Below are 25,758 nucleotides of genomic sequence, written 5' to 3' on the forward strand. Positions count from 1 at the left end.
TTGAGACGGGCTGTTTTGGCTCCTACAAGTCCACCTGTGAAACAACATTGGCATGTAGCTGTTTCAGCAGTGGACTTGTGGAACGTCGCAATGTTCCAGAGGTGGACAAAGGGGCGCGTTTTTTGCAGGCACGCTCCCACCTGTCTGCGACGGCTTGTCGGGCTTCTTTTTGACCGTCTTTTGCACTAGCGGATTGCGCGTCAGGTAAGCCTTCGGTACGAAGCCATCCAGCGCACCCGGATCGAACTTTTTGGACACGTCCAGAGGAAACCAGGTCAGCGCCAGCAACTCGCATGTACTCGGAAACTGTCCGATCCTGGTCACATAGATGAAGCCCGCGTCGATCAGCTCCTGCTTGCAGCGCCAAAGGGTTGTCCGCGACCGCCAGCCCCTCTTGCTGACCACCGACCACGCAAGCGTCAAGTCGCCGTTGTTGTCGCCACGGAATTGACTAACCAACTCCAACAAGAGCTTGCAGGCGTGGGGGCTGAGGTCAGTGAAAGCCTTGGACTCAAAGACGCTGCGAAGGATGCCAACAAACGGCTCGTGGTACTTGGTGCCCCTGTGTCGATTGTTGCTAGCCATTGCGCCCCCTCGCCTGTCCTGGATCGCTATTCAGCGTGTACAGGGCGCAGCGAGGGTGCAGGTAGCCGTCCCGATCCACCACCGTGACAAGCGATGTGGTGATGCTGAAGCCGAACTTGTCGCGCAGCTCCTTGATGCGTGCCGGGGCCTGGTAAATGCCGAGCCGGCGCAGGTCATAGGAGGACTGAGGGCGCAGCTTCAACGCTTCAATGATGCGTTCGCGCTGGGCTTCCTTCGCGGTGCTCTTTAGGCTAGACTGGCTGAGCGTTCTGTTCTTTCCAAGGCCTCCAACCGCTCCAACGGTCGGGGCCTTTCGTTTTTTCAGGCTTGGGTTTTTCACAGCAGCGCCTCCTTGCCGAGGCTTTGCCGCTCTCTTGTGATGCTCTCCAGGTAGCGCGAGACAGCGCTTCGCGGATACAGGTAGCGATTGCCCAACAGGATGTAGGCAGGGCCAGTCCCGCGTTTACGCCACGACTCGACGGTTAACGCAGTGACCTTGGCCAAAAGCATCAGGTCGGTTTCTGTGATGCAGTCGAATCGCTCAGCGAGCGAGCGAAGGCGGTCCAGTTGGTTCTCGTTTGCAGCTTGGGGGGTATCCATCGTCCACTCCGATAAGGCGTAACGCCTTGGTTATCGATGTGGCAATGGTTTATTTTTCGCGTCACATGAAGTGACGGATAGCCAAACGAAAAATAGCCTGGCTATCCGTCATTTGTCATCTGCCCGGACCTCCTTGATCCACTCTGTCAATACAGTCTCAGATGGCGTGTCAAGTTCCGCCTCCATGATGATTCGCTTGGCAATCGCTCTGACACGCCTCTGCTGGGATGCCCCAAGGATGGCGTGAGCAAGCCTTACAGCAGACTTCTGCAGCGGCATGGCTTTGCTGTTTGGTGGCCTTGTGCCTTCCAAGCGGTTGATTGCCACGTCTACGCGAACCTTGGCGCCTGCGGCATGTTCTCTCGCGCCTTCGATCTCGTCCTCGATGTCTGAGTAGAGCTCAAGTCGGGAGTGTGCGAAATGCTCGCTGAGCCTGTTCAGCCTCTCGATGATTGGCCCGAGCTTCTCTGAAATGCTGCGGATTTCGTCCACCAAGCTGGCGTAGTCATAGAGCCCAGCATCACGCAGGCCAGCGGCCTCGATGTCCTCGTGAGTTGGGCGGACGAGGCCAAGCCTCACGTCGAGCACGGCCTTCTCGCGCAGATACTTGGCGCAGTCCCTGATCTCCCGGGTGAGCTCTTCCTCTGTCAGCTTCATGGCCTCGATCCAAGACGCTGTTTGCGGTCCTCTGCCAAGATGCAGTAGAAGAGTCGCCGGGAGATATTGAACTCCCGCATCACCTGCTCTCGATTGTTGCCGTTGAAAGCCTTGAGCACCGCCGCATTTCGCGCCTCGCGCGCTTCACGGTCAGCCATCTTCGGGACGTACCGGCCGCCTATTCGATGGCGCAGCTTCTCGGCCACCATCACCGCCAAGTCGCGCAGCTCCTGCTGGCTCAAGGGGCGCCCGAATATCGCTGGCTGCTCTCTGTGCGCCTCACGTAAAGCGCATTCGACATCAAGCCGTAACGAGTAGCTTTCTTCGTTTAGTTGATGCATTGCCCCTCCCTGGTGACGGTTCGTGCTTCAACCGTGCACGGTTCGTGCCTTGTTGTACGCCAGCCAGGTGAACTTCGAATTGATGTCGTCCAACTCTTCGGCCACATAGGCGAGGACCTCGCCAGCACTATCTTCGCGGTCCTCCCATGAATGGATGGCACGTACCTTGGTGCCGAGGAGCTCCTTTGCCTCGGGTTCGACGCTCAGCGCATCCTTTATGCCTTGCAGCACCCGCGTGCTCTCAGAGGCCCGGGCGGCCAGCTTCACAATCTCCTGCAGATAGAACATCTTGAGGGAGAGTCTGTCCACCTCGGCGTTGTGGTTGCTGGCGTCCAGAGTGTCTTTACAATTCAAAGTAGCCATGTCGCACCTCCTATGTGCTGTGTGGTCAGGGGGCGTTGGTGCTGTTACACCACCGGCCCCGATTGCCCTGCTTGGACCGGCGCAGGGCTTGCCGGTTTTGTGATCGCGTCGTGCACATCCTGGGGCTTGATGGCCGTGTACCGGCGCAACATGGACCAGGTTTTGTGCCCGGTCAGCAGTGCCACTTGAGGGATGCTGAGACCCATTCGAAAGAACTCAGCCGTGGCACGGTGGCGCAGGTCGTGAAAGTGCAGGTCTTCGATTCCGAGCGCGGTGCAGCCCCTGGTGAACGATGCCGAGATGCTGCGCTCCTCATACGGGAACAGTCGCCCCTCTGAACGCTCATCCAAGATGGGCGCCACGATTGCCCACGCCGCAGGCAGCAGCGGCACAGTCTGATGGTTCCCGATCTTGTGCTTGGGGTCTTTTCGGTCACGGATCACCACTGTTTTGGCGTCCTTGTCGATGTCCTCAATCTGGAGCCGGGTGATTTCTCCCTGCCGCATCCCGGTGGCCAGAGCAAACTTGCACAGCGTCTCCATGGGGATCTTCTGCCGCGCCATGCCTGCCCAAAGGGCATAGAGGCTGCTCAGTTCGTCGTCTGTCGGCTCCCGCTCACGTTCACTGCTTCGCGTGTTCAGCCCCCGGTGTGCCAAGCTGGCCCGTGCGTCCTGGGCGAGCCTTTCGGGTAGGTCAAGCTGCCGAGCATGTTTGCCCCACTTGAGCACGGCGGACAGAAAGGACAGGTCTGCCGAGATCGTCACGCCACCAGCGCCAGCTTCTTGGCGCCGGTCGATGAAATCACGCAGCACAATGCTGTTGAGGTTCACCAACTTGACCTTGCCGATTTCGCGCTTGAGCATGTTCAGCGTGGCCGTCTTTGTCTTGCCTGCCTCCTTGGTCGTCTCGACGTACTTATCAATCAGGTCGTCGAGCGTGGCATTCTTCGGGGGTGGGGCGTAGCCGCCCGCGGCGATGTGGTTGGCTTGGGCCTCGATGGCTGTAGCCCAGGCCGATGCCTCCCGCTTGGTCGCGAAGGTTGCGGCCTTGTAGATGCCGGCGCGCCTTACCTGTGCGCGCCACTTGCCGGACGGGAGCTGCGAAAATGTTGCCATGGTGTGCAATCGTGTGCAGTGCGAATGCATCCGATTGTCTACCAGACGCCCCCGCTGTGTGCGCTTCGTGTGCACTTATTTCTGCATAAGCTCCAAATACAAGGTTTCTCAGTTGGAAAAACCCGTTGAAATTCAATCACTTAGCCCGTGGCGTGCGTGCGTTGCACCGATGCTCGACTGGACTGACCGCCACTGCCGTTACTTTCATCGGCTGATCAGCCCACATGCACGGCTGTACACCGAGATGCTGACCACCGGAGCGCTGGTGCATGGCAACATGCTGCGCTTTCTGGAATACAACCAGGAAGAACATGCCGTGGCCTTGCAGTTGGGCGGCAGTGAGCCAGCCGACCTGGCGCACTGTGCGAAGCTGGCCCAACAGTTCGGTTACGACGAAGTGAATCTGAACTGTGGTTGCCCTAGCGAGCGGGTGCAGCGCGGGGCTTTTGGGGCCTGCCTGATGAACGAGGCTTCCCTGGTGGCGGACTGCGTCAAGGCGATGATCGATGCGGTGGGCGGCGACCCGAAGGTGCCCATCACGGTCAAGCACCGCATCGGCATCGACCAGATCGAGTCGTACGACTATGTGCGTGATTTCGTGGGCACGGTGGCCAACGCGGGCTGTGAGGTGTTCATCGTTCACGCGCGCAATGCCTGGCTCAAGGGGTTGAGCCCCAAGGAGAACCGCGAGATCCCACCGCTGCGTTACGAGTTCGTGCACCAGCTCAAGCGCGATTTCCCGCACCTGACGATCGTGCTCAATGGCGGACTGGCCGACAACGCCAGCTGTGTGGCGCAGTTGCAGCCGGGGGCGATGATCGACGGCGTCGCGTTGGACGGTGTGATGGTGGGCCGTGCCGCGTATCACAACCCTTGGTTGATGGCCGAGTGGGACGAGCTGCTGTTTGGCTTGCCGCCGCGCGAGCCGGCCCTGACCCGTGAGGCGGTCGAGGCGGCGATGGTGGCTTACACCGAGCGTGAGATGGTTCGCACCGCAGGGTGGGCGCATGGCGAGGTGCGCTGGCCGCAGGTGATCCGGCACATTCTGGGCCTGTACCACGGCTTGCCTGGCGCGCGCCGCTGGCGTCAGGTGTGGTCTGACCACAAGCTCAAGGATTTGTCACCGTCCGAAGTGATGGCGCTGGCCCATCAGCGTCCTTGAGTCGGCATGTGTCACGACGGCAAGGTGACACATGGACATGAAAAAAGGACACCGAGGTGTCCTTTCTGTGGGGCGTGAGACCGAAGGGGCTCAGACGCGCTTCTTGTACTCATGGGTACGGGTGTCGATTTCGATCTTGTCGCCGGAGTCGACGAACAGGGGCACAGCGATTTCGAAGCCGGTACCGACAATGCGAGCAGGCTTCATGACTTTGCCGGAAGTGTCGCCCTTGACGGCGGGTTCGGTTTCGATCTCGCGCACGACGCTGGTAGGCAGTTCAACCGAGATGGCCTTGCCGTCATAGAACACGACTTCGACTTCCATGCCGTCTTGCAGGTAGTTCACGGCGTCGCCCATGTTTTCGGCTTCGACTTCGAACTGGTTGTATTCGGCGTCCATGAAGGCGTACATCGGATCGGCGAAGTAGGAGTAGGTGCACTCCTTCTTGTCGAGGATGATCTGGTCCATCTTGTCGTCAGCCTTGAAGACCACTTCGGCGCCAGCGCCGTTCAGCAGGTTCTTCATCTTCATGCGCACGGTGGCTGCACCGCGGCCGCCACGGCTGTATTCAGTCTTCAGGACGACCATCGGGTCCTTGCCCTGCATGATCACGTTGCCAGCGCGGATTTCTTGTGCGAGTTTCATGTGGATTCCCGATTAGGGTCTGTGCAAATACGGAGACGCTCCCAGCCTCCCGATGGCTGCAAAGATGAATTTGCACAGGGAAACCTGCCAGAAGCAAAGCCAGCCATTTTACCCCGCCTCGCTGACAAATTGAACCAGTTGGGTGACGAGATCCGCTTGTTTCAGCAGGGTGTTGCGTGCCGTCAAGCTGTGCTGAGCCCATGGCGCGGTGTCAGATGACCAGTCGGGCAGGGTGGCAGGCAGGGGCGCGAGCCCGTTCCAGCATTTCCACAGGGCCGTCACCTGTTCGTGCACGTCTGTTGGCCAATCAGCCATCCAGCGGTTCATGAAGGCGTTGAGCTTGTCGGCATGCACGCCGTCGTCCTGCTCATAGATTTGCCAGACGTGGGGCTGGCCGGCCCACAGGGCGCGCACGGCCGAGTCTTCTCCGCGCACGAAGTTGAGATCGCACGACCACAGGAGGTGGTCGAACTCCGCTTGCGGCAAGGCGGGCAGCGGGTGCAGGCGCACACCAAAGGGTGGTTGGGGGGCGCTGCTGAGCCAGTCTTGCGCCAGTTGCGTGGCATGGCCGTGCGCCAGCAGCACGTGCGTGACGGGGGGCGGAGCCGAGGGTGTGTCTCTCGAGCTGAGATGGGCTGACGGGGTGGACAGTTGCGTGAGCAAGGCCGCCACCGGGGCGTTCGCATAGCAAAAGATGGACACGACCCGTTCGCCGGGCTTCCAGGCGATACCGCGGCGTAGCAGCCAGGTCTGCCGGGCTGCAGCGTCCCAAGCGGCGCGTCGGATCAGCAGGTCGAACTCGCGCAGCAGCCCACCCGTGGCGGGCGTGAAACCGGGGTAGAAAAAGCGCTTGCGCAAGCCTGCGCCGGGCCCGTGCCAGATGGGGGAGGGCAGTCCGTGGCTGCGCTCCACATAGTCTTCGGCGCTGAGGTATTCGAGGTTGACCCACTGCGGCGGCACGGGGCGCTGCATGCGGGCCACAAAGGCATCCGGCAGGTTGCAGCCGAAGGCTTCGATGACGACGTCGCCAGGGAGGATGGGATGCGGATCGTCCGCGATGTCGGCGGGCAGGCTTTCGGCATCGGCCCAATGGCAGACGGTGACGCCGGGCTGGCCGCCGCCAGTTTCCAGCCCCAGGCTGGCGTCATGCTGCCAACTCACCTGCGGCGCCATCCATGACAGTATGCTGGCGTCGTCCACCCACAGGCGGACCTGGTGGCCGCGGTGGCCCAGGTCAGAGGCCAGGCGCCAGCACACCCCCATGTCACCAAAGTTGTCGATGACGCGACAGAAAAGATCCCACTGCATGGCGCGGATTATGGCAACCCGCATGCCCAGAGGTCGTGGGCTCGGGGACAATCGCACCCCATGAGTGAGCCGTTTGACGTACAGAATGCATCGAAGGAGCGCCCGAACCAGGGGGCGGATGCGGAGCGAGAGCAGATCTGGGCACGCCTGCTGCAGGAAGTGAGCACATTGCCGGCCCTGCCAGGCGTGTACCGCTACTTCGATGCCAAGGGCGATGTGCTGTACGTGGGCAAGGCGCGCGACCTCAAGCGCCGGGTTTCGAGCTATTTCCACAAGAACCACGGCGGCACGCGCATCGGACACATGGTGTCGAAGATCGTGCGGATGGAGACCACGGTGGTGCGCAGCGAGGCCGAGGCGCTGCTGCTGGAAAACAACCTGATCAAGACGCTCAACCCGCGCTTCAACATCCTGTTCCGGGACGACAAGAGCTACCCCTACCTGAAGATTGCCTCGCACGCGTTTCCGCGCATGAGCTATTACCGTGGCGCGGTGGACCGCAAGCACCGCTACTTCGGACCCTTCCCGAACGCCTGGGCAGTGAAGGAAACCATCCAGCTGCTGCAGAAGGTGTTCCAGATCCGTACCTGTGAGGACTCGGTTTACAACCACCGCACGCGGCCTTGCCTGCTGTTCCAGATCAAGCGTTGCAGCGGGCCTTGCGTGGGCCTGGTCAGCGATGAGGACTACCGCAACAGCGTCGCGCAGGCCGAGCGCTTCTTGCTGGGGGAGCCCGAGGCGGTGATGGCCGACCTGCAGCGCCGCATGATGGATCACGCCGAACGCATGGAGTACGAGAAGGCGGCGGAGTTCCGCAACCAGATCCAGGCGCTGTCGACCGTGCTGCACCAGCAGTCGGTGGACACGGTGATGGACAAGGATGTGGACGTGCTGGCCGTGAAGGTTCAGGGCGGTCGCGCCTGTGTGAATCTGGCCATGGTGCGGGGCGGCAGGCACCTGGGCGACCGCGCGCACTTTCCGGTGCATGTGCAGGACCACGTGCTGGTGCCGGACGAGGCGGAGGAGCCTGGCGGCGGCGAGTCGCAAGGAGAGCTGTCGGTGCCCGCCGCAGATGCGGCCGATTTGCGTGACGCCGAGGCCCTGGTGCAGGCCACCGAGGTCCGGGTGCTGGAGGCGTTCCTGACGCAGCACTACCTGGGTGGAGCGGTGCCGTCCTTGCTGATCCTGAGTCACCCGGTCAACCCGGCTTTGATCGAGGCCTTGTCCGAGCAGGGCGGGCGCAAGATCACGGTGGTACACCAACCCCGCGAGCAGCGCCGGGCTTGGCTGGAAATGGCCATCAAGGGGGCAGAGCTGTCGCTGGCGCGCTTGCTCAGCGAGGAAGGCTCTCAGCAGGCACGCACCCGGGCTTTGGTGGAGGCACTCAACCTGGACTTGGACCTAGATGCCCGCGAAGCCGGTCTGGATGCCTCGGCCGAGACACCGGAAGAAGGCGATGCGGCAGCGCCCGCTACGCCGGCCAATGCGGTGCACGACCCCTTGGCGGGCTTGCGCATCGAGTGCTTCGACATCAGCCACACGGCGGGTGAGTCCACACAGGCGTCGTGTGTGGTGTACGAGGGGCACAAGATGCAACCCTCGCAATACCGCCGCTACAACATCTCGGGCATCACCCCGGGCGATGACTATGCGGCGATGAAGCAGACGCTGGAGCGTCGCTACAGCGCAGCGGGCACCAAGGCCGCTCGTGTGCCTGACCTGGTCCTCATCGACGGGGGCAAGGGGCAGGTGGCCATGGCCCGCGACGTGTTTCAGACCCTTGGTTTGCCCCTGTCCATCATCGTCGGGGTGGAAAAGGGGGAGGGCCGTAAGGTGGGGCTGGAGGAACTGGTGTTTGCCGATGGACGTCCCAAGTTGGCCTTGTCACCCAGTTCGGCCGCGCTGATGCTGGTCGCGCAGATTCGGGATGAGGCGCATCGCTTTGCCATTACCGGCATGCGCGCTCGGCGTGCCAGTGTGCGCACCGGAGGCAGTCGCCTGGAAGACATCGCCGGGGTGGGCCCAAAACGCCGTGCGAAACTGCTGCAGCGGTTTGGTGGCGTCAAGGGCGTCGCCGCAGCCAGCGTTGAAGAGCTGGCAAGTGTGGAGGGGATTTCGCATGACTTGGCTGAAGAGATCTACAAAGCGCTGCGCTGATGCCGGACGTGATGTTCGAATGCGGGCGTTGGCGCTTGGCGCATCGGCGGTGCTTGCCGGCTGTGGGGTGATGCCTTCGGGAGGTGAAAAAGGGCCCGGTGCACAGCAGCCTGAACAGAAGGGCACGGTCAAGGCTGATCAAACATCCCGGTCAGGTGTGCCGCGCACTGTCAAGCTCCCACCGCCTGATACACCTCGGAGTTGGGCGCATGCCCGTGAGCAGGCTGCGCGCCGCATGGTCGCAGCGAGCCCCGACGTGAGCTACACCACCAAGGCGCCACCTGTGTTGCTGGCCATTCCGGTGCTGACGATCGAGCTCAACGCAGATGGATCCGTGCGCGATATCGATGTGATGCGCTACCCGAGTCAGGCGCGCGACACCGTGCAGTTGGCCATTCAGGCCGTGAGGCGTGCCGCACCGTTCGGTAATGTGTCCAAGCTTCCTCGGCCATGGAAGTTCAACGAGACCTTTTTGTTCAACGATCAGCGTCAGTTCAAGCCCATGACGCTAGATCGCCGATAAGGTGTCGCGGTTCACGGCACAATGCTTCCATGTTTTGGACTCTGCCTACTTTGCTCACCTGGGCGCGGATCGTGGCGATCCCGCTCATCGTTGGCGTGTTTTACCTGCCCTGGCCCGAGGCGCAGGTCAATTTGACGGCTGCCATTTTGTTTGTGGTAGTGGCCGCCACAGATTGGTTGGACGGATGGCTGGCACGTCGCTTGAACCAGACGTCGGCTTTTGGCGCCTTTCTCGACCCGGTGGCTGACAAGTTTCTCGTGTGCGCGTCGATCCTGATCCTGCTGGATTTGGGCAGGGTGGGGGCCTTGGTCGCGTTCATCATCATTGGGCGGGAGATTGCGATCTCTGCGTTGCGCGAATGGATGGCCAAGATTGGCGCCTCTGGCAATGTGGCCGTGCACATGCTGGGCAAGTTGAAAACGGCGACCCAGATGGCGGCCATCGTGTTTTTGTTGCTGGACGCCGATGTGTTCGGGCTGTTTCACAGCCTGCAGGTGGGGACTTGGTTGATCTACATCGCTTGTGCGCTGACGATCTGGTCGATGATCTACTATCTACAAAAGTCCTTGCCCGATATCCGCGCCAAGTCGCGTTGAATTTTCGTTGTACTGTGGAGGGAAGCTTTCGTGAACAAGTCCGAGTTGATCGAGCACATTGCCCAGCAGGCAGACATCTCCAAGGCGGCAGCCGGCCGTGCGTTGGAGGCGGTGATTGGCGGCATCCAGGCCTCACTCAAGAAGGGCGACACGGTGTCCCTGTTGGGTTTTGGCACGTTTGCAGTGAGCACGCGCGCGGCCAGAACCGGACGCAACCCACGAACCGGGGCAGAGATCAAGATCAAAAAGGCCAAGGTGCCGAAGTTCCGCCCTGGCAAGGCTCTGAAGGATGCGCTCAATTAAGGTAAGATAGCCGGCTTGAGTGCGATCGGGTGCTTAGCTCAGTTGGTAGAGCGGCGCCCTTACAAGGCGTAGGTCGGGGGTTCGAGCCCCTCAGCACCCACCATACCGATACGCACTTCTGCAAGGCGAACCATGGTTCGCCTTTGTGTTATCTGGGCCACGTTTTTGATTGCGTGTCACCGATTCCCAAGCTACCGCAGGCCAGCCTACACCTGGTCATCAGCCATGTTTGATTTCGTTCGCAGAAACACCCGCATCCTCCAGCTGATTCTGGTTCTGTTGATCCTGCCATCTTTCGTGCTGGTGGGCATGGAAGGCTATTCTCAGTTCACCGACAACGCTGGCACTGTTGCAAAGGTGGGCAAGCAGAAGGTCTCCCAGCAGGAGTGGGACAACGCGCACCGCAACTTCGTGGAGCGCCAACGTTCCCAGCGGCCCGATCTCGACATGAGCCTGTTTGACCGCCCTGAGGTCAAGCAGCAGTCTTTGGACGCGCTGATTCGCGAGTATGTGCTTCTGATGGCTGCCAATGACCAGCATCTGGCAGTGCCTGCAGGTCGCATCATGCGCATCTTTGCGAACGATCCTCAGTTTGCTGCACTGCGCAACCCTGATGGCACCGTGAACAAGGCCCTGCTGGAAGCGCGTGGCATGACGCCTTTGCAGCTTGAAACCATGCTGCGCCAGGAGTTGACGGTGGCGCAGGTGCTGGGCGGTGTTCAGGCATCCAGTCATGGCTCACAGGCATCAACCCGTGCCGCAGTGGATGCCCTGTTCCAGGTGCGTGATGTGCAGTGGCAAAAGTTCGAGCCCAAGGCTTACATGGCCCAACTGGCGCCAACGGCAGAGCAACTGCAGGCCTTCTACAAGGATCCTGCCAACGCAGGCTGGCTGACGACGCCTGAGCAAGCCGACGTGCAGTACGTGGTCTTGGACCTCGACACACTGAAGGCACGTGTCTCGGTGTCGGAAGATGACCTGCGCCGCTCCTACAAGGAGAACATCCAGCGCTACTCGACCCCTGAAGAGCGGCGTGCGAGCCACATTCTGATCAAGGCAGAAGCCAGTGCGACTGCTGAGCAGAAAAAGGCCGCACGGGCCAAAGCGGAGCAACTGCTGGCGCAGCTGCAAAAGAACCCCGCTCAGTTTGCAGAGCTGGCGCGCAAGAATTCCGACGATCCTGGATCGGGGGCCAACGGTGGTGATCTGGACTTCTTTGGGCGTGGTGACATGGTCAAGCCGTTCGAAGATGCTGCGTATGGTTTGAAGCCTGGTCAACTCAGCGGCATCGTCGAGAGCGAGTTCGGCTTCCACATCATCCAGCTGACGGCGGTGCGCGGTGGCGAAACCAAGCCTTTTGAAACTGTGCGCGCGGAGATCGAAGACGATGCGCGCAAGCAACTCGCGCAGCGCCAGTATGCCGAGGCGGCCGAGAAGTTCACCAACATGGTTTACGAGCAGTCGGACAGCTTGCAGCCTGTGGCTGACGAGTTGAAGTTGACGGTGCAAGTTGCCAATGGTGTGTTGCGGCAGCCCATCGGGCAAGAGCAAGGTGTGATGGCAAATCGCCGCTTGCTCGACACCTTGTTTGATGCGACCAACCGTGCCAAGGGGCACAACACGGAGGCCGTCGAGGTTGGCACGAACAAGCTGGTCTCGGCGCGCATCGTGAAGTACCGTCCCGCTGCGCTGATGCCGTTCGAGCAAGCCCAGGCGCAGGTGCGTGAGCGTTGGATCAAGGCCCAGGCCTTGAAAGCAGCGCGTGCAGATGCGGAGCAGAAGATGGCGCTGGGCAAACAGTCGCCTGAGAAGGTTGCAATGCCCGCCGCGGTGCAAATGTCACGCCGAACAATGTTCGCCCAGCCTGCTGCTGTGTTGGATGCCGCACTGCGTGTGCCTGAAAAGCAACTGCCAGCCTGGACCGTTGTCAGCTTGGGTGACGAGGGTGTGGCCCTGCTGAAGGTGAACAAGGTGGTGCCGCTGGAGGTGAAGCCCGAGGAGCTCAAGGAGATGCAGGCTCAGTTCAGTGGCTACTGGGCACGCGCGGAGGCCGATGCCTACTACCGTGCGCTGAAGCGCGAGTACAAGGTCGAGTACCTGAACGAAGGCAAGAAGGTGGTTGAGAAAGCCACAACGGCGCAAAAATCTGCGTCGGCCTTGTAAAAAGGTGCGAAATCGCGCTATACTCTAATTCTGTTCTGCGGTGGCTATAGCTCAGTTGGTAGAGTCCCAGATTGTGATTCTGGTTGTCGTGGGTTCGAGTCCCATTAGCCACCCCACCTAACAAGTGAACGCCGACAAGTCTTGTGCTTGTCGGCGTTTTGCTTTGTGACGCACAAATGGTGTACGGGCGCGGCTCGCGCCTCAGGCTCAGGTGTTCGTCCCCAGCACTGCCGGTGCTGCGGTGTGGCGCATCGGAGACAATGTCCGCTGCCTGATGTCGCCTCGATTCCGGCTCACGCCATGAGCCAGGAATCGGAGATGATGAGCACGACTTGAACATGCATCCGCCCATGCAAACTGATATCCAGACAGGCCTGCTCGCTCTGCACGGAAACCGCTCCGAGGCGTTGGCGGAGGCTGTCTTGATGTGGCTGCGCCAGCGGCCTCTGGCGCCATTGGAGGAGGAGGTCATCCTCGTGCAAAGCGCCGGCATGGCCGAGTGGTTGAAGATGACCCTGGCGCGCGATGGTGGTGTGTGTGCAGCCATGCGCGTGGAGTTACCTGCCCGATTCATGTGGCGGACCTATCGGCAGGTATTGGGGCGGGAGCAGGTGCCCAGCCAGTGCGCCACCGACAAGGCGCCATTGACTTGGCGTTTGATGCAACTCTTGCCCCAGTGGATGAATGAGCCAGGTTTCGAGCCTGTGGCTGGTTTCTTGCAGGGGGATGAGCCCGACCGACTGTACCAATTGGCCAGCCGCTTGGCGGACCTGTTCGATCAGTATCAGGTGTACCGGGCTGACTGGCTGGAAGCTTGGGCGGAGGGGCGTGATGAGTTGGCCTGCCCGGGGCGTCCACCTCAGTTGGTTCCGGCGGAACAGCGTTGGCAGCCGATGTTGTGGCGTGCCTTGTTGAGCAGCTTGGGGCCCGTCGAGCTGGGGAGCATCCGCCCGAGGGTACACCAGCGGGTCTTGCATGCGCTGGAGAATGGGGCGGCGCTGGCCCGGCCGGTGGCGCGGCGTGTGGTGGTGTTCGGCATGACCAGCGTGCCACTGCCGACGTTGCAGCTGTTGACCACACTGAGTGAACACAGCCAGGTGTTGATGGCGATCCCCAATCCATGTCGCTTTCACTGGGCGGACATCATGGACGGCCGTGAGTTGCTGCGAGGGATTTCGCGCCGGCGTCATGCATTCCGTGGGGATGTCGATCTGTCGCAGTTGTCGCTCGATCAAATGCATGCTCATGCGCATCCGCTTTTGGCTGCTTGGGGCCGGCAAAGTCGTGACTTCGTTCGTCAGCTCGATGAATTCGATGATGTGCAGCAGGCACAGGCTCGCTTCACGGTGCCCCGCGTGGACCTGTTCGAGGAGGGCGATGCGCACGATGCGTCTCTGCTGGTGCAGGTGCAGCGGTGCATCCGTGATCTGGTGCCCTTGCAGGAACATCCCAAACGTGAGGTCCTGGGCACAGACCGGTCAATCGTGTTCCATGTGGCGCACAGCATCATGCGCGAGGTGGAGGTGCTGCACGATCAGCTTTTGCAGCTGTTTGCAGACACCGCAGGCACCGACTCGCCAGTACAGCCGCGCGATGTGGTGGTCATGGTGCCAGACGTTGACCAGGTTGCGCCGGCCATCCGGGCGGTTTTCGGTCAGTACGGCCGGCATGACGCGCGGTTCATCCCGTTTGACATTGCAGACTTGAGTGCCCGTGCCAGCAGTCCCCTGGTGACCGCGCTGGAGTGGCTGTTGCGCTTGCCGCATCAGCGCTGCCGGTTCAGCGAGTTGCGGGACCTATTGGATGTGCCGGCTGTGGCCGGGCGTTTTGGCATCAGTGCAGAGGCCATGCCGCGCCTGACGCAGTGGATGACGGGGGCTGGGATTCGCTGGGGCCTCGATGAGGCCCATCGGGACAAGCTGGGCCTGGCCAGCTGCGGTGAGCAGAATACAGGCTGGTTCGGGTTGCGTCGCATGCTGCTGGGCTATGCGGCCGGGCACGGCGAGTTTGATGGCATTGAAGCCTATGCTGAGGTTGGTGGCCTGGAGGCTGAGCTGGCCGGAGCCTTGGCCAGCTTGCTGGCCCGCCTGACCCATTGGTGCGAGGTGTTGAGCGAGCCTGCCACTCCCTTGGGATGGGCTGATCGCGGACGTGCCTTGTTATCGGAGATGGTTCAGGCGCAGGACGATCAGGATCGTTTGATCCTGACCGCTTTGGATGATGCTTTGCGTGCTTGGTTGGATGCGTGTGAGCTCGCCGGTTTTGACGAGCCCGTGGACTTGCATGTGGCTCGGGAGGCGTGGTTGTCGGCCTTGAATGAGCCGACGGTGAACAAGCGCTTCAAGGCCGGGGGCGTCACGTTCTGTACCTTGATGCCGATGCGGGCCATCCCCTTCGAGGTGGTATGCCTGTTGGGCATGAATGACGGTGACTATCCTCGCCGCGCGGTGCGAACAGACTTTGATTTGATGTTGCAACCCGGCACCAACCGGCCGGGAGACCGTTCACGCCGGGACGATGACAGGCAGTTGATGCTGGAGGCCTTGCTGTCAGCGCGTCGCCAGTTGTATGTGAGTTGGACGGGGCGCAGTGTCCGTGACAACACGGCGCAACCACCTTCGGTGCTGGTGTCGCAGTTGCGTGATTACCTGACGGCAGGCTGGGCAGGAGATGTGTTGGGGCCGCGCACCACCGAGCACCCTTTGCAGCCTTTCAGTCGCCGGTATTTTGAACAGGGCTCACGCTTGTTCACGCATGCGCGAGAGTGGCACGCGGCGCATCGTGAGATGCCCGAAGGCGTGATGGGTGAGGGTGCCTCTGCGTTGGCCCCGCCATTGCCACCGTATGAGCCCGATCCCCATGTGCCGCTGACCATGGCCCAACTCGCGCAGTTTTTGCGCAATCCCGCGCAGGTGTTTTTCCGTCAACGGCTGAACGTGGTGTTCCAGGACATGGACACGGAGCCGGAGGACGAGGAGTCTTTCGGTCTGAATGCATTGGAAGAACACCAGACGGTGGACACGTTGACAGACGAGGTGCTGGCCGACCTGGACGCATGGTTGGCCACACATGAGGGGCAGGCCGATGACAGCGAGGCACGTTCGGCTGCGCTGCATGAGCAGGTCAGGGCTCGCCTGGGTCGTTTGCGCCGCTCAGGACGCCTGCCTATGGGTGCGCTGGGTGTCTGGACGCAGCAAGCCCTGGAGCGCACCTTGTTGCCCATGCTGATCGCTTGGCAGCAGGAGGTGGCACGCTATCCTCATCCGGCAGCGAGACGTGCGGTGAGGATTGAGCAGGACGGTGTGGTGCTGCAAGACTGGTTGGACCACTTGCGTGTCTCCGATGAGGTTGATGCCTTGCCCACCTGGCTGGACTTGGCCCCCGGGAAGCTGGCCAAGAGCAAGCCGACCAAGAAGGAGCCTGCCAAGCCCAGGCTGGACAAGCTGCGACTGGCTTGGGTGCGAAGCGTCGTCGCGGCCTCTGAAGGGGTGTTGTTGCAGGGGGTAGTGGTCGGTAGCGATGCAACCGTGTGCTGCTCGCCCATGGAGCCGTTGGTTGCCCAAGACGACATGCGGACCTTGCTGAGGGTCTGGCGGGCGGGCTTGGACGCGCCGTTGCCGCTGCCCATGCGTACGGCCTTGGCGAAGGTTGCGGAGGAAGAGCCCGAGTCTGTGTACGAGGGAGGTTTCATGCGGGATGCCGAGGCCGATGACCCCTGCTGGTCTCGGTTGTATCCGGACTTTGATGCCTTGAACGCTGACGGCCGCTTCGAGTCGCTGGCAGACGAGGTGTGGGGGCGCATGCAGGCATGGGCTGCGAACCACGTGACGGTGGTGATGCACGAGCCTGTGATGGACGGGGCCATCAGCGACGATGCTCCCGCGGCACCGGGGAGTGTGGGGGGCGCCGCATGAGTCAACCGCTGAACGCTTTGACTTTTCCGCTCTGGGGCAGTCGCCTGATTGAAGCCAGTGCGGGCACGGGCAAGACGTGGACGATTGCGGCGCTGTACCTGCGTTTGGTTCTGGGGCACGGCGGCGAAGACAATGGCTTTCATCGGCCACTGTTGCCCGCAGACATCCTGGTGATGACCTTCACGCGGGCAGCGACCCGTGAGTTGTCGGACCGAATCCGGGCACGATTGGTGGAAGCGGCCGCTTGCTTTCGGGGTGAGTTGCCTTCCGACGAGATTGATCCGATGCTGAGGGATCTGCTGGCGGGATACCCGGATGAGCAAGCGCGCCGTCAGGCGGCATGGCGTTTGTCCATGGCCGCCGAGGGGATGGACGAGGCCTCGGTGCATACGATCGATGCATGGTGCCAGCGCATGCTGCGTGAGCATGCGTTTGACAGTGGCTGCCTCTTCGACGAAACGCTGGAGCCCGATGCCGATGCCTTGTTGACCGAGGCGGCACAGGACTATTGGCGCCAGCAGTGCTATGGCCTCAGTGGCGACGAGCTCTCAGTGGTTCTGGATGTTTGGAAGGATGTGCCGGCCTTGATCCGCGACGTGGGCCGGCTGCATGAGCAGCTGTTGCCAGCGGGAGCAGGGCGCGGCAGCTTGGCGGAGTGCTTGCGCGAGAGCCAGCGGCACCGCCGCGATCGGCTGAACACGCTCAAGGCTGGGTGGGCGCAGCGGGCGCAGGCCATGCGCGAGTGGCTGGATGCTCAGACTGAGCCCAAGGAGTGCGATTGGGATCGCAGAAAGCTGGCACCGGGCAACTATCAAGGGTGGCTGGGCAAACTGGCAGCCTGGGCCGCTGACGCGGAACTGGAGGAGCATGGACTCACGCCCGCAGCATGTCATCGTTTGAGTCCGGACGGCTTGCTGGAGGCTCGCAAGCCTTCTGCTGGCGGCGTCAACATGCCGGATCATTTTGAAGCCTTTGAGCAGTTGCTGCGTGATCTGTCTGATCTTCCCGAGGTGCGCACACCGGTCAGGTTGCACGCAGCGGCGAGGGTGGGACAGCGCCTGGCCTACTTGAAGAAGCAAGCCGGCACATTTGGTTTTGCAGACATGTTGCACCGGCTGGATGCAGCCTTGTCGGGCCCTCACGGCGAGACGCTGCGCCAGCGCGTGCTGGATCAGTATCCCGTGGCCATGCTCGACGAGTTCCAGGACACCTCGCCGTTGCAATACCGGATCTTTGATCAGATTTACCGCACGGCCGACCATGCGCGGCACAGTGCCTTGCTCTTGATTGGGGACCCCAAGCAGTCCATCTACGGTTTTCGTGGGGCGGACATTCACAGCTACATGGCAGCACGTCGTGCGACTGTCGGGCGCCATTACGTGTTGGACACGAACTACCGTTCGACCCAGGCCTTGGTGTCCGCAGTGAATGCTTGGTTTGAACAGGCCGAAGAGCGAGACGGACCAGGCGCCTTTCTGTTTGGCGAGCCAGGAGAGGCGGAGAGCGTGTTGCCCTTCGTGCCCGTGAAGGCCAAGGGGCGAAGCGAGGCGCTGGTGGGTGCTTCCGGACCTTTGCCTGCGATTCAGGTGGTGCATGCGCTGGATGGTGTGCGTTCAGCCAAGGACGCACTGCGGCCATTCGCGGCCTGTTGCGCCGAGCAGATCGTGGGCTGGTTGAACGACCCCGCAGTGGGGTTCATGCGAAAAGACCAGGGCTTCCAGCGCCTGCGCCCCGCCGACGTGGCGGTCTTGGTGCGCGATGGCAAGGAGGCGGAGGCCATTCGCCGGGAGTTGCGCCATCGCGATGTGGCGTCGGTGTACCTGTCAGACAAGGACTCGGTGTTCGCCAGCGAAGAGGCGCGCGACCTGTTGCACTGGTTGCGTGCTGTCGCATCGCCATTGGATGTTCGTCTGGCGCGTGCCGCGTTGGCCACCCGCATGGTGGACCTGAGCCTGGATGAGTTGGCGTATTTGGCGGCCAACGACGAAGCCTTTGACGATCGCAGCGAATCACTGCGCGAACTGCATGGGGTGTGGCAGAACCAGGGCGTGCTGACCATGCTGCGCCAGACCTTGCACCGCCTGGCGCTGCCGGCGCGGTGGCTGGCGGAGGCGGGGGGCGAGCGGCGTTTGACCAATTTCCTGCATCTGGCCGAGCTGCTTCAGAACGCCAGCACGCAACTGGATGGCGAGCAGGCTCTGGTGCGTTGGCTGGGCATGCAGATTGATGAGGGACGGAGCGGTAGCGAGGAGCAGATCGTCCGCCTGGAGAGCGACGCCGATCTGGTCAAGGTGGTGACCGTGCACAAGAGCAAGGGGCTGGAGTACCCGGTGGTGTGCCTGCCGTTTGCTGCTTCCCATCGAAAGGTGGACCCGGCCCGCACGCCGTTCGTTCACCTGTTGGACGAGGACGGGCAGCGTCGTTTGGTGCTCAACCTGTCAGACCCTGCGGTCAAGGAAGCGGCCGATCGAGATCGGTTGCGTGAGGACCTGCGTCTGTTCTATGTGGCCCTGACGCGAGCGCGACATACCGTGTGGATGGGCTTGCCGGCCGTGGGCGACGCGCGCAGTCAGCGCTGCAGCAACCACCTCAGTGCCTCAGGGTACTTGTTGGTGGGGGCCGAGCCATGCGAGCCCGAAGGCGTGCTGGAGCGACTGCAACGCTTGGCTGCGCGAGACGTGGACATGGCCTTGCTGGCATTGCCATCCCAAATTGAGCGCACCCGATTGACCCGTGATGAAGCCGTGACGGCGTTGATCGAGGCGCCGGTGTACGCGGCGCGTTTTGACAAACGCTGGACGATTGGCAGTTTCTCCGCGCTGGTGCGGTCTCTGGGCAGTGTGGTGACGTCACCGTTGAGGCCTGCCGATGACGAGTGGCCGGTGTCACAACAGGCACCAGATGATGGTGTGCCCGGTGAGCCGGGCGGCGTTCCTGTTTTGCCCATGGAGGGTGATGTGACGTTGGCGCACGAGCACGGAGCGCAGACCGTATCAACGCAGGCAGAAGCGTTCTCACAGCCGCCTGCCTGGCATCGGTTCACCAAAGGCGCCGTGGCGGGCAATTTCTTGCACGATCAGCTGGAATGGTTGGCGGCGGAAAGCTTTGCAGTGAGTCGCCCAGATGTGACCGAGCGGTTGCGTCGCCAGTGTGAGCGCGCGGGTCGGCTTGAGCAGGCTGGCGAGGTGACCCAGTGGCTGGAGGCAGTGGTGACCCTGCCATTGCCCGGTGTGGGCGCCAGCTTGCAAAGCTTGCAACACCTGCTGCCAGAAATGGAGTTCTGGTTGCCGGCCGGGCGTTTGCAGGCTCATACCATCGATGCGCTGTGTCGCCTGCACTTGCTCAGTGGTCGCGACCGGCCCACGCTGCCTGAGCGCGAGCTGCACGGCATGCTGATGGGCTTTGCCGACCTGGTGTTCGAGCACGAGGGACGCTACTGGGTGCTGGACTACAAGTCGAACCATCTGGGCGAGCAGGGGCGCGCGTACACCCATGAGCGTTTGGAAGAGGCCATGGCGGAGCATCGTTACGATGTCCAGGCGGCCATCTACCTCCTGGCCTTGCACCGCTTGCTACGTGTGCGGCTGGGCGATGCCTACGAGCCCACCGAGCATCTGGGCGGCGCGGTGTACCTGTTCCTGCGCGGCATTGATGGGCCGGAGCGTGGCGCCTATGTCATGCCACCTGTGTGGCCCTTGCTGGATGCCTTGGACAGCCTCCTGGCCGACGAGGAGCATGCGGCATGAACCCAATCTGCCAAACCCTGGACCAGTGGGCTGAGGCGGGCTGGCTGCGCCGCCTGGATGCCGCGCTGGCAGCCTTCCTCTCCGAGCGTGACCTCGATGCCAGCCCGCCCTTGTTGGTGGCCGCCGCGGTGCTGTCACAGATGGAGGGGCGTGGACACACCTGCTTGCCCTTGGCGCATGTGGTCGCGCCGCCACTGGCATTGCTGGCTGGACCGCCCGAGGCCCAGGCTGCTGTGCACGCCCTGTGGTCAACGTTGCCCACCACCTTGGTGGAGTGGGTGGCCGCCCTGCGTGCCAGCCGTGTGGTGAGAGATGCCCGCCTTGATGACGACAATGGGCAGCCGCTGGTGCTGGGGGGCAAGGAAGCCGCTCCCGTGCTGTACCTGCGGCGCTATTGGGATTACGAGTGCCGCGTGGCTCGGCAACTGCGCCAGCGGGTGTCGGATCGCGTGCCGGTGGATGAGGCGGTCACGCGCACCTGGTTGGATCAGTTGTTTCCCACAGCTGTGTGTCAAGAGGCCAAAGATGCGCACCGCGGGGACACCTTCGTAACCGATTGGCAAAAGCTTGCCTGTGCAGTGGCCTTGCGCGCACGTCTGTCGGTCATCACTGGTGGGCCCGGAACGGGCAAAACCTACACGGCTGCACGCCTGCTGGCCCTGTTGTTCGCCGTCGATGCCGATGCCCAAGGCTTGCGGGTGGCCCTGGCAGCCCCGACCGGCAAGGCTGCGGCCCGCCTGAAGCAATCGATTGACGCTTCGTTGGCGCAGTTGCAAGACGCTTTGGGGGATCGGATCAACCTGAGCGAGTTGACCCAGCGGGTCGGCGCGGCCCGTACCTTGCACGCCTTGTTGGGTGCCCGGCCGGACACGCGGCAGTTCCGTCACAACGCCAGCCATCCCTTGGATGTGGACGTGCTGATCGTGGACGAAGCGTCCATGATCCATTTGGAGATGATGGCGGCCTTGTTGGATGCCTTGCCACCGACTGCAAGGGTGATCTTTCTGGGTGACAAGGACCAACTGGCCTCGGTCGAAGCGGGTGCGGTGCTGGGTGACCTGTGCCGTGACGCGGAGCGGGGATGCTACGAACCGGAAACCCTGCGGTACGCGCGCGAGGTAGCCGGCCAGGATCTGGACCTGATTTACCAGGACCACAGTGGTGCTGCTCCGCTGCTGGCGCAACAAACCGTGATGCTGCGCGAGAGTCGGCGCTTTGGCGGCCCCATTGGCAAGCTGGCCCTGGCGGTGAACCAGGGAGACGTGCGTGCCAGCCTGAGCATCCTGTCGCAAGACAAGACGGGTGCGGTCGTCAGCTTGGCGGCGTCAGGGCCTGAGGTGGCTGTGCAACTGGCCCTGCAGGGACGAGCACACGCAGAAGGAGGCTATGCGGAATACCTGCAGGCGATGGCCACGCGCCCCGACTTTGGCGACGAGACCGCCCACACGGAGTGGGTGCGCCGCGTGCTGACGGCGTTCGATCGGTTTCGCCTGTTGTGCGCGGTGCGAGAAGGCGATTGGGGCGTCACGGGCTTGAACCGAGTAGTGCAGCAGGCCCTGGCCTGCGCCGGTTGGGTCAAGCCATCGGGCGAGTGGTTCGAAGGGCGACCAGTGATGGTGACCCGCAACGATCCGACGCTGGGAGTATTCAATGGCGACATCGGCATTGCGCTGCGGCCGGTCACCCGTGGCGCCCCCTTGCGCGCTTACTTCATGGATGGACCCGAGATTCGCTCGGTGGGCGTCAGCCGATTGGCCCATGTGGAGACGGCTTTCGCGATGACGGTGCACAAGAGCCAGGGCTCCGAATTCCGGCATACGGCCTTGGTGCTGCCGCCCTACGGTCTGGGGATGTTGCAGCGCGAACTCGTGTACACCGGCATCACGCGGGCCCGTGAGGCGTTCACATTGGTGGCGGCTGATCCGGGCGCCTTGACCAGTGCCATCCAGCATCCCACGCAGCGGGCCAGCGGGCTGTTGACCTTGCTGGCAGACGACTGAGGCGTCGCGCCCTCAGGTCAGCAGATAGTCCTTGGGTTCGGCCCTGGGTGGCAGGTCCCGGTCGCCCAGGATTTCCAATACGTGGCTCTCGATGTTGAGCGACAGGGCATCCAGCGCCAGGTCGTTGGGCATGGTGCCGAAGGGCTCTTCGATTTCGTCGCTCAGGGCCTCGATGGCGAAAAAGGTGTAAGCCACAAAGGCCACCATCAGCGGCGTCATGAAGCCGATCGAGTCCAGCAGGCCGAAGGGCAGCATCAGGCAGTACAGGTAGACCGTGCGGTGCAGGATCACCGAATAGGTGAAGGGCAGGGGCGTGTAGGCGATGCGCTCACAGCCGCCATAGGCATCGTTGAGGCCAGACAGCGAGTGATCGATTTGCGCCGCCAGGATGGGAGAGAGTTTGCCGTCATCATGCGCATGCTTCACCTGCGAGGACAGCCACATCATGATCTGCAAGATGGGTGTACGGCGATCTTCCAGTTGCTTCACCACCTCGGGGGGCAGCAGGCGGGCCATGTCGGCGCTCGGGTCGGTGCCACGCAACTGATGACGTGCCGCATGCACAAAGGCGGCAATGCCCAAGGCGAAGGGGCGTGGGTCGCCAGGCATGAAGCTGACGCATTGGCGCGCGGCATTGCGGCTGTCGGTCAGCAGCTTGCCCCAAAGCTTGCGGGCCTCCCAGTAACGGTCGTAACTGGCGCTGTTGCGAAAGCCTAGAAAGATGGCGAGCGCGACGCCAACCAACGAAAAAGGCACGGCGGTGAGCGTGACTTTCCAGTCCAGCAGTTCGCCATGGAAGATGACCACCGCGATCGACAGCGCGGTGGTGAAGCCCAACTGGGGGAGGATCTTTTTCAGGATCGACCCGCGCCAGACGAACAGCATGCGCAGCCAATTGGGACGGGGGCGAACAATCACGCGAGACCTCTGGCCACTGGGCCTATTTTCTCAAGGGCGATATTGTGTCACTCGTGGTGTGACCGTGGGGTGTCATCGCGCACCGTTCGCCCTCGTCGGCACAAAAAAACTGGCCCGCAGGCCAGTTCTCCGTTGAGCCGCGTAAAGCCGCTTCAGCCCGCTGCAGCCAGGGCTTGCGACAGGTCGGCCAGCAGGTCGTCGATGTGCTCAATGCCCACGCACAGGCGCACGGTTTCCTCGCTCACGCCGGTCTTCGCCAGCTCTTCGGGCGACAGTTGACGGTGGGTGGTCGAGGCCGGGTGCGTGGCCAGCGAGCGCACGTCGCCGATGTTGACCAGGCGAGTGAACAGCTTGAGGTTGTCCAGGAAGCGGGCACCACCTTCGCGGCCACCGGGCACGCCAAAGGTCAACAAGCCTGAAGCCTGGCCCGACAGGTACTTTTGCACCAACGCGTGGTCCGGATGGTCGGGCAGGCCGGCGTAGTTCACCCACTTCACCGCAGGGTGGGCCTTCAGGAACTCGGCCACCTTCAGGGCGTTGCTGCTGATGCGGTCCATGCGCAGCCCCAGGGTCTCGATGCCTTGCAGGATCAGGAAGGAGTTGAACGGCGAGATGGCGGCGCCGGTGTTGCGCAGCGGCACCACGCGGGCACGGCCAATGTAGGCGGCAGCGCCCAGGGCTTCGGTGTAGACCACGCCGTGGTAGGACGGGTCAGGCTCGTTCAGGCGCTTGAAGCGGGCCTTGTGCTCGGCCCAGGGGAACTTGCCCGAGTCGATGATGGCGCCGCCCAGGCTGTTGCCGTGGCCACCCAGGTACTTGGTCAGCGATTGCACCACGATGTCGGCACCGTGCTCGATGGGGCGGCACAGGTAGGGCGAGGGCACGGTGTTGTCCACGATCAGCGGAACGCCATGGCGGTGCGCGATCTCGGCGATGCGGGCGATATCGGTGACGTTGCCGGCCGGGTTGCCGAGCGACTCGACGAAGACCGCCTTGGTGCGCTCGTCAATCAGCGCCTCAAAACTGGCCGGGTCCTTGTGGTCGGCAAAACGGGTGGTGATGCCGAACTGGGGCAGGGTGTGGGCAAACAGGTTGTAGGTGCCGCCGTACAGCGCGGTGGACGACACGATGTTGTCGCCAGCTTCGGCAATGGTCTGGATGGCGTAGGTGATGGCCGACTGACCGGAGGCGACGGCCAGGGCGGCAATGCCGCCTTCCAGGGCCGCCACACGCGCTTCCAGCACGCTTTGCGTCGGGTTCATGATGCGGGTGTAAATGTTGCCCGGCACCTTCAGGTCGAACAGGTCAGCGCCGTGCTGGGCGCTGTCAAAGGCATAAGCCACCGTCTGGTAAATGGGCACGGCCACAGATTTGGTGGTCGGGTCGGGCGAGTAGCCGGCATGCACGGACAGGGTTTCAAACTTCCACTCGGGATTGCTCATTCAAATCTCCAGAATTGATCTTGTGGCGGTCTTCACGCTGAGGGGGCGTGTGAGACGAGGTGACACGATAGACGCGGAATCGATGCGCGGCAAGGAATCCCCACGCTCCGGCTTCATCGGAAAACGCATAAAGGGGCCAGACGCCATGTGCTGTCTCGGTAAAAACACTCGGGTCAGTTCATGTGGCCGGTTCTAAACTGACCCAAAACGCAACCTGATTAGAAACCTGCCTCAGCGAGGCTCACCCCATGAGCTTGTGACTCACTAATCTGTGGTCTTCTTACAGTGGGGTGAGCACCATGGCCTTCAACCAGATTCAGTTCCAGCACGGCATGTCGATTCCGGAATTCCTTCGTAGCTTTGGCACCGAGGCACAGTGCGCCGAAGCGATCAAGGCCGCGCGCTGGCCTGAGGGATTTCGCTGTCCGCGCTGCTCCAGCAGTGATCACTATGTGGTCGGCCACGGTGTCCGTAAGCTCTTCCAGTGCAATGGCTGTCGGCATCAGACCTCCCTGACCGCAGGCAGTCTCATGGCACACACCAAACTGCCCCTGACGACCTGGTTCTTGGCCATCTACCTCATCAGTCAGGCCAAAACCGGCCTGTCTGCCCTGGCGCTCAAGCGTCAGCTTGGCGTGAGCTATCCCACTGCCTGGCTGTTGCATCAGAAGATCAACCGGGCCATGGCCTCGCAAGACGCCACCCACCAACTCAGCGGCACGGTGCAACTCGATGACGCTTACCTCGGAGGCGAGCGCACAGGCGGCAAAGTCGGTCGGGGCTCCGAGAACAAGGTCCCCTTTGTCGCGGCTGTCTCGGTCAATGATCACGGGCATCCGATGTTCATCAAGCTCAATGTGGTCAGAGGGTTCACCTCTGAAGCGATCAGCAAGTGGGCCAAGTCCAATCTGGCACCGGGCACCAGCGTGCACAGCGATGGTTTGGCCTGCTTCAGTGCGGTGGCCGATGCCGGTTGCCTTCACCTCCCGATGGTGGTCGGCTCCCTCAAGCCGCGCGACCTGCCCAGCTTCAAGTGGGTCAACACCGTGCTGGGCAATCTCAAGACCACGTTGGCCGGAGCCTTCCATGCCCTGAACTACCGCAAGTACGCCGAGCACTACCTTGCTGGCTTCGCCTACAGGTTCAACCGCCGCTTCGATCTGCGTGGTCTGGTCGCAAGTCTCATCGTCGACGTCGTGAGAGCAAAGCCCATCAAGGAA

The 25,758-nt window shown here is 62.2% G+C and carries 21 protein-coding genes and 2 tRNA genes; 12 read left to right on the plus strand and 11 right to left on the minus strand.

Annotated elements, in window-relative coordinates:
* Positions 1 to 63: 63 nt before the first annotated feature.
* From WIT60_RS05740 to WIT60_RS05770, 7 genes are all read right to left on the minus strand, one after another.
* On the minus strand, positions 64 to 585 hold the full coding sequence (locus WIT60_RS05740; RefSeq protein ID WP_339582980.1) for a hypothetical protein: 522 nt from the start codon (positions 583 to 585) through the stop codon (positions 64 to 66).
* On the minus strand, positions 578 to 925 hold the full coding sequence (locus WIT60_RS05745) for a helix-turn-helix domain-containing protein (protein ID WP_339582981.1): 348 nt from the start codon (positions 923 to 925) through the stop codon (positions 578 to 580). Before WIT60_RS05745 ends, WIT60_RS05740 begins: the two co-directional genes overlap by 8 nt.
* Positions 922 to 1,185 (minus strand): helix-turn-helix domain-containing protein, encoded by a 264-nt coding sequence (locus WIT60_RS05750; RefSeq protein WP_339582982.1) that lies wholly within the window; start codon positions 1,183 to 1,185, stop codon positions 922 to 924. Before WIT60_RS05750 ends, WIT60_RS05745 begins: the two co-directional genes overlap by 4 nt.
* Positions 1,186 to 1,293: 108 nt before the next feature.
* Positions 1,294 to 1,842, minus strand: coding sequence for a hypothetical protein (locus tag WIT60_RS05755; protein ID WP_339582983.1), 549 nt, complete (start codon positions 1,840 to 1,842; stop codon positions 1,294 to 1,296).
* Positions 1,839 to 2,183, minus strand: coding sequence for a Mor transcription activator family protein (locus WIT60_RS05760; RefSeq protein WP_339582984.1), 345 nt, complete (start codon positions 2,181 to 2,183; stop codon positions 1,839 to 1,841). Before WIT60_RS05760 ends, WIT60_RS05755 begins: the two co-directional genes overlap by 4 nt.
* A 27-nt stretch (positions 2,184 to 2,210) precedes the next feature.
* Positions 2,211 to 2,546 carry a hypothetical protein gene (locus WIT60_RS05765; protein WP_339582985.1) on the minus strand — a complete coding sequence of 112 codons (336 nt, stop codon included), beginning with the start codon at positions 2,544 to 2,546 and terminating at the stop codon, positions 2,211 to 2,213.
* Positions 2,547 to 2,590: 44 nt separating this feature from the next.
* Positions 2,591 to 3,661: a site-specific integrase gene (locus WIT60_RS05770; RefSeq protein WP_339583011.1), complete on the minus strand. Its 1,071-nt coding sequence runs from the start codon at positions 3,659 to 3,661 to the stop codon at positions 2,591 to 2,593.
* Positions 3,662 to 3,791: 130 nt separating this feature from the next.
* On the opposite strand from WIT60_RS05770, the gene dusA reads away from it, so the two are divergent.
* Positions 3,792 to 4,823 (plus strand): tRNA dihydrouridine(20/20a) synthase DusA, encoded by a 1,032-nt coding sequence (gene dusA / locus WIT60_RS05775; RefSeq protein WP_339583012.1) that lies wholly within the window; start codon positions 3,792 to 3,794, stop codon positions 4,821 to 4,823.
* Positions 4,824 to 4,913: 90 nt separating this feature from the next.
* On the opposite strand, the gene efp is transcribed toward dusA, so the two are convergent.
* Together efp and earP are read right to left on the minus strand one after the other, a co-directional pair.
* Positions 4,914 to 5,468, minus strand: a complete 555-nt coding sequence (gene efp, locus WIT60_RS05780; RefSeq protein ID WP_339582986.1) for an elongation factor P — start codon at positions 5,466 to 5,468, stop codon at positions 4,914 to 4,916.
* Positions 5,469 to 5,576: 108 nt separating this feature from the next.
* Positions 5,577 to 6,776 carry an elongation factor P maturation arginine rhamnosyltransferase EarP gene (gene earP, locus WIT60_RS05785; RefSeq protein ID WP_339582987.1) on the minus strand — a complete coding sequence of 400 codons (1,200 nt, stop codon included), beginning with the start codon at positions 6,774 to 6,776 and terminating at the stop codon, positions 5,577 to 5,579.
* Between the two features lie 60 nt (positions 6,777 to 6,836).
* Between earP and uvrC the strand changes: the two genes are divergently transcribed.
* The 10 genes from uvrC (at position 6,837) to recD (ending at position 22,178) form a co-directional block, all read left to right on the plus strand.
* Positions 6,837 to 8,933: an excinuclease ABC subunit UvrC gene (gene uvrC, locus WIT60_RS05790; RefSeq protein WP_339582988.1), complete on the plus strand. Its 2,097-nt coding sequence runs from the start codon at positions 6,837 to 6,839 to the stop codon at positions 8,931 to 8,933.
* 235 nt (positions 8,934 to 9,168) lie between these two features.
* Positions 9,169 to 9,456, plus strand: a complete 288-nt coding sequence (locus WIT60_RS05795) for a hypothetical protein (RefSeq protein ID WP_339582989.1) — start codon at positions 9,169 to 9,171, stop codon at positions 9,454 to 9,456.
* A gap of 29 nt (positions 9,457 to 9,485) precedes the next feature.
* Entirely contained in the window at positions 9,486 to 10,052 is a 567-nt protein-coding gene (gene pgsA, locus WIT60_RS05800) for a CDP-diacylglycerol--glycerol-3-phosphate 3-phosphatidyltransferase (RefSeq protein WP_339582990.1), read from the plus strand.
* A 30-nt stretch (positions 10,053 to 10,082) separates the two neighbouring features.
* Positions 10,083 to 10,355: an HU family DNA-binding protein gene (locus WIT60_RS05805; RefSeq protein WP_320362348.1), complete on the plus strand. Its 273-nt coding sequence runs from the start codon at positions 10,083 to 10,085 to the stop codon at positions 10,353 to 10,355.
* Positions 10,356 to 10,382: 27 nt separating this feature from the next.
* Positions 10,383 to 10,458, plus strand: a tRNA-Val gene (locus tag WIT60_RS05810).
* Positions 10,459 to 10,580: 122 nt separating this feature from the next.
* Positions 10,581 to 12,518 (plus strand): SurA N-terminal domain-containing protein, encoded by a 1,938-nt coding sequence (locus WIT60_RS05815; RefSeq protein WP_339582991.1) that lies wholly within the window; start codon positions 10,581 to 10,583, stop codon positions 12,516 to 12,518.
* A gap of 40 nt (positions 12,519 to 12,558) precedes the next feature.
* A tRNA-His gene (locus WIT60_RS05820) sits at positions 12,559 to 12,634 on the plus strand.
* 234 nt (positions 12,635 to 12,868) lie between these two features.
* The gene (gene recC / locus WIT60_RS05825; protein WP_339582992.1) at positions 12,869 to 16,432 is read left to right on the plus strand and encodes an exodeoxyribonuclease V subunit gamma; all 3,564 of its coding nucleotides are present in this window, start codon (positions 12,869 to 12,871) and stop codon (positions 16,430 to 16,432) included.
* Positions 16,429 to 20,178, plus strand: coding sequence for an exodeoxyribonuclease V subunit beta (gene recB, locus WIT60_RS05830; RefSeq protein ID WP_339582993.1), 3,750 nt, complete (start codon positions 16,429 to 16,431; stop codon positions 20,176 to 20,178). Before recC ends, recB begins: the two co-directional genes overlap by 4 nt.
* Positions 20,175 to 22,178 (plus strand): exodeoxyribonuclease V subunit alpha, encoded by a 2,004-nt coding sequence (gene recD, locus WIT60_RS05835; protein ID WP_339582994.1) that lies wholly within the window; start codon positions 20,175 to 20,177, stop codon positions 22,176 to 22,178. Before recB ends, recD begins: the two co-directional genes overlap by 4 nt.
* Positions 22,179 to 22,190: 12 nt before the next feature.
* Here recD and WIT60_RS05840 read toward each other — a convergent pair whose 3' ends face one another.
* Together WIT60_RS05840 and WIT60_RS05845 are read right to left on the minus strand one after the other, a co-directional pair.
* Entirely contained in the window at positions 22,191 to 23,096 is a 906-nt protein-coding gene (locus WIT60_RS05840; RefSeq protein ID WP_339582995.1) for a bestrophin family protein, read from the minus strand.
* A gap of 152 nt (positions 23,097 to 23,248) precedes the next feature.
* Complete coding sequence (locus tag WIT60_RS05845) at positions 23,249 to 24,538, minus strand: O-acetylhomoserine aminocarboxypropyltransferase/cysteine synthase family protein (RefSeq protein WP_339582996.1); 1,290 nt, start codon at positions 24,536 to 24,538, stop codon at positions 23,249 to 23,251.
* Between the two features lie 299 nt (positions 24,539 to 24,837).
* Between WIT60_RS05845 and WIT60_RS05850 the strand changes: the two genes are divergently transcribed.
* Positions 24,838 to 25,758: IS1595 family transposase (locus WIT60_RS05850; protein WP_339581920.1), on the plus strand; the 921-nt coding region annotated here is incomplete at its 3' end.

The organism is Aquabacterium sp. G14 (assembly GCF_037482285.1).
Lineage (GTDB): Bacteria > Pseudomonadota > Gammaproteobacteria > Burkholderiales > Burkholderiaceae_C > Aquabacterium.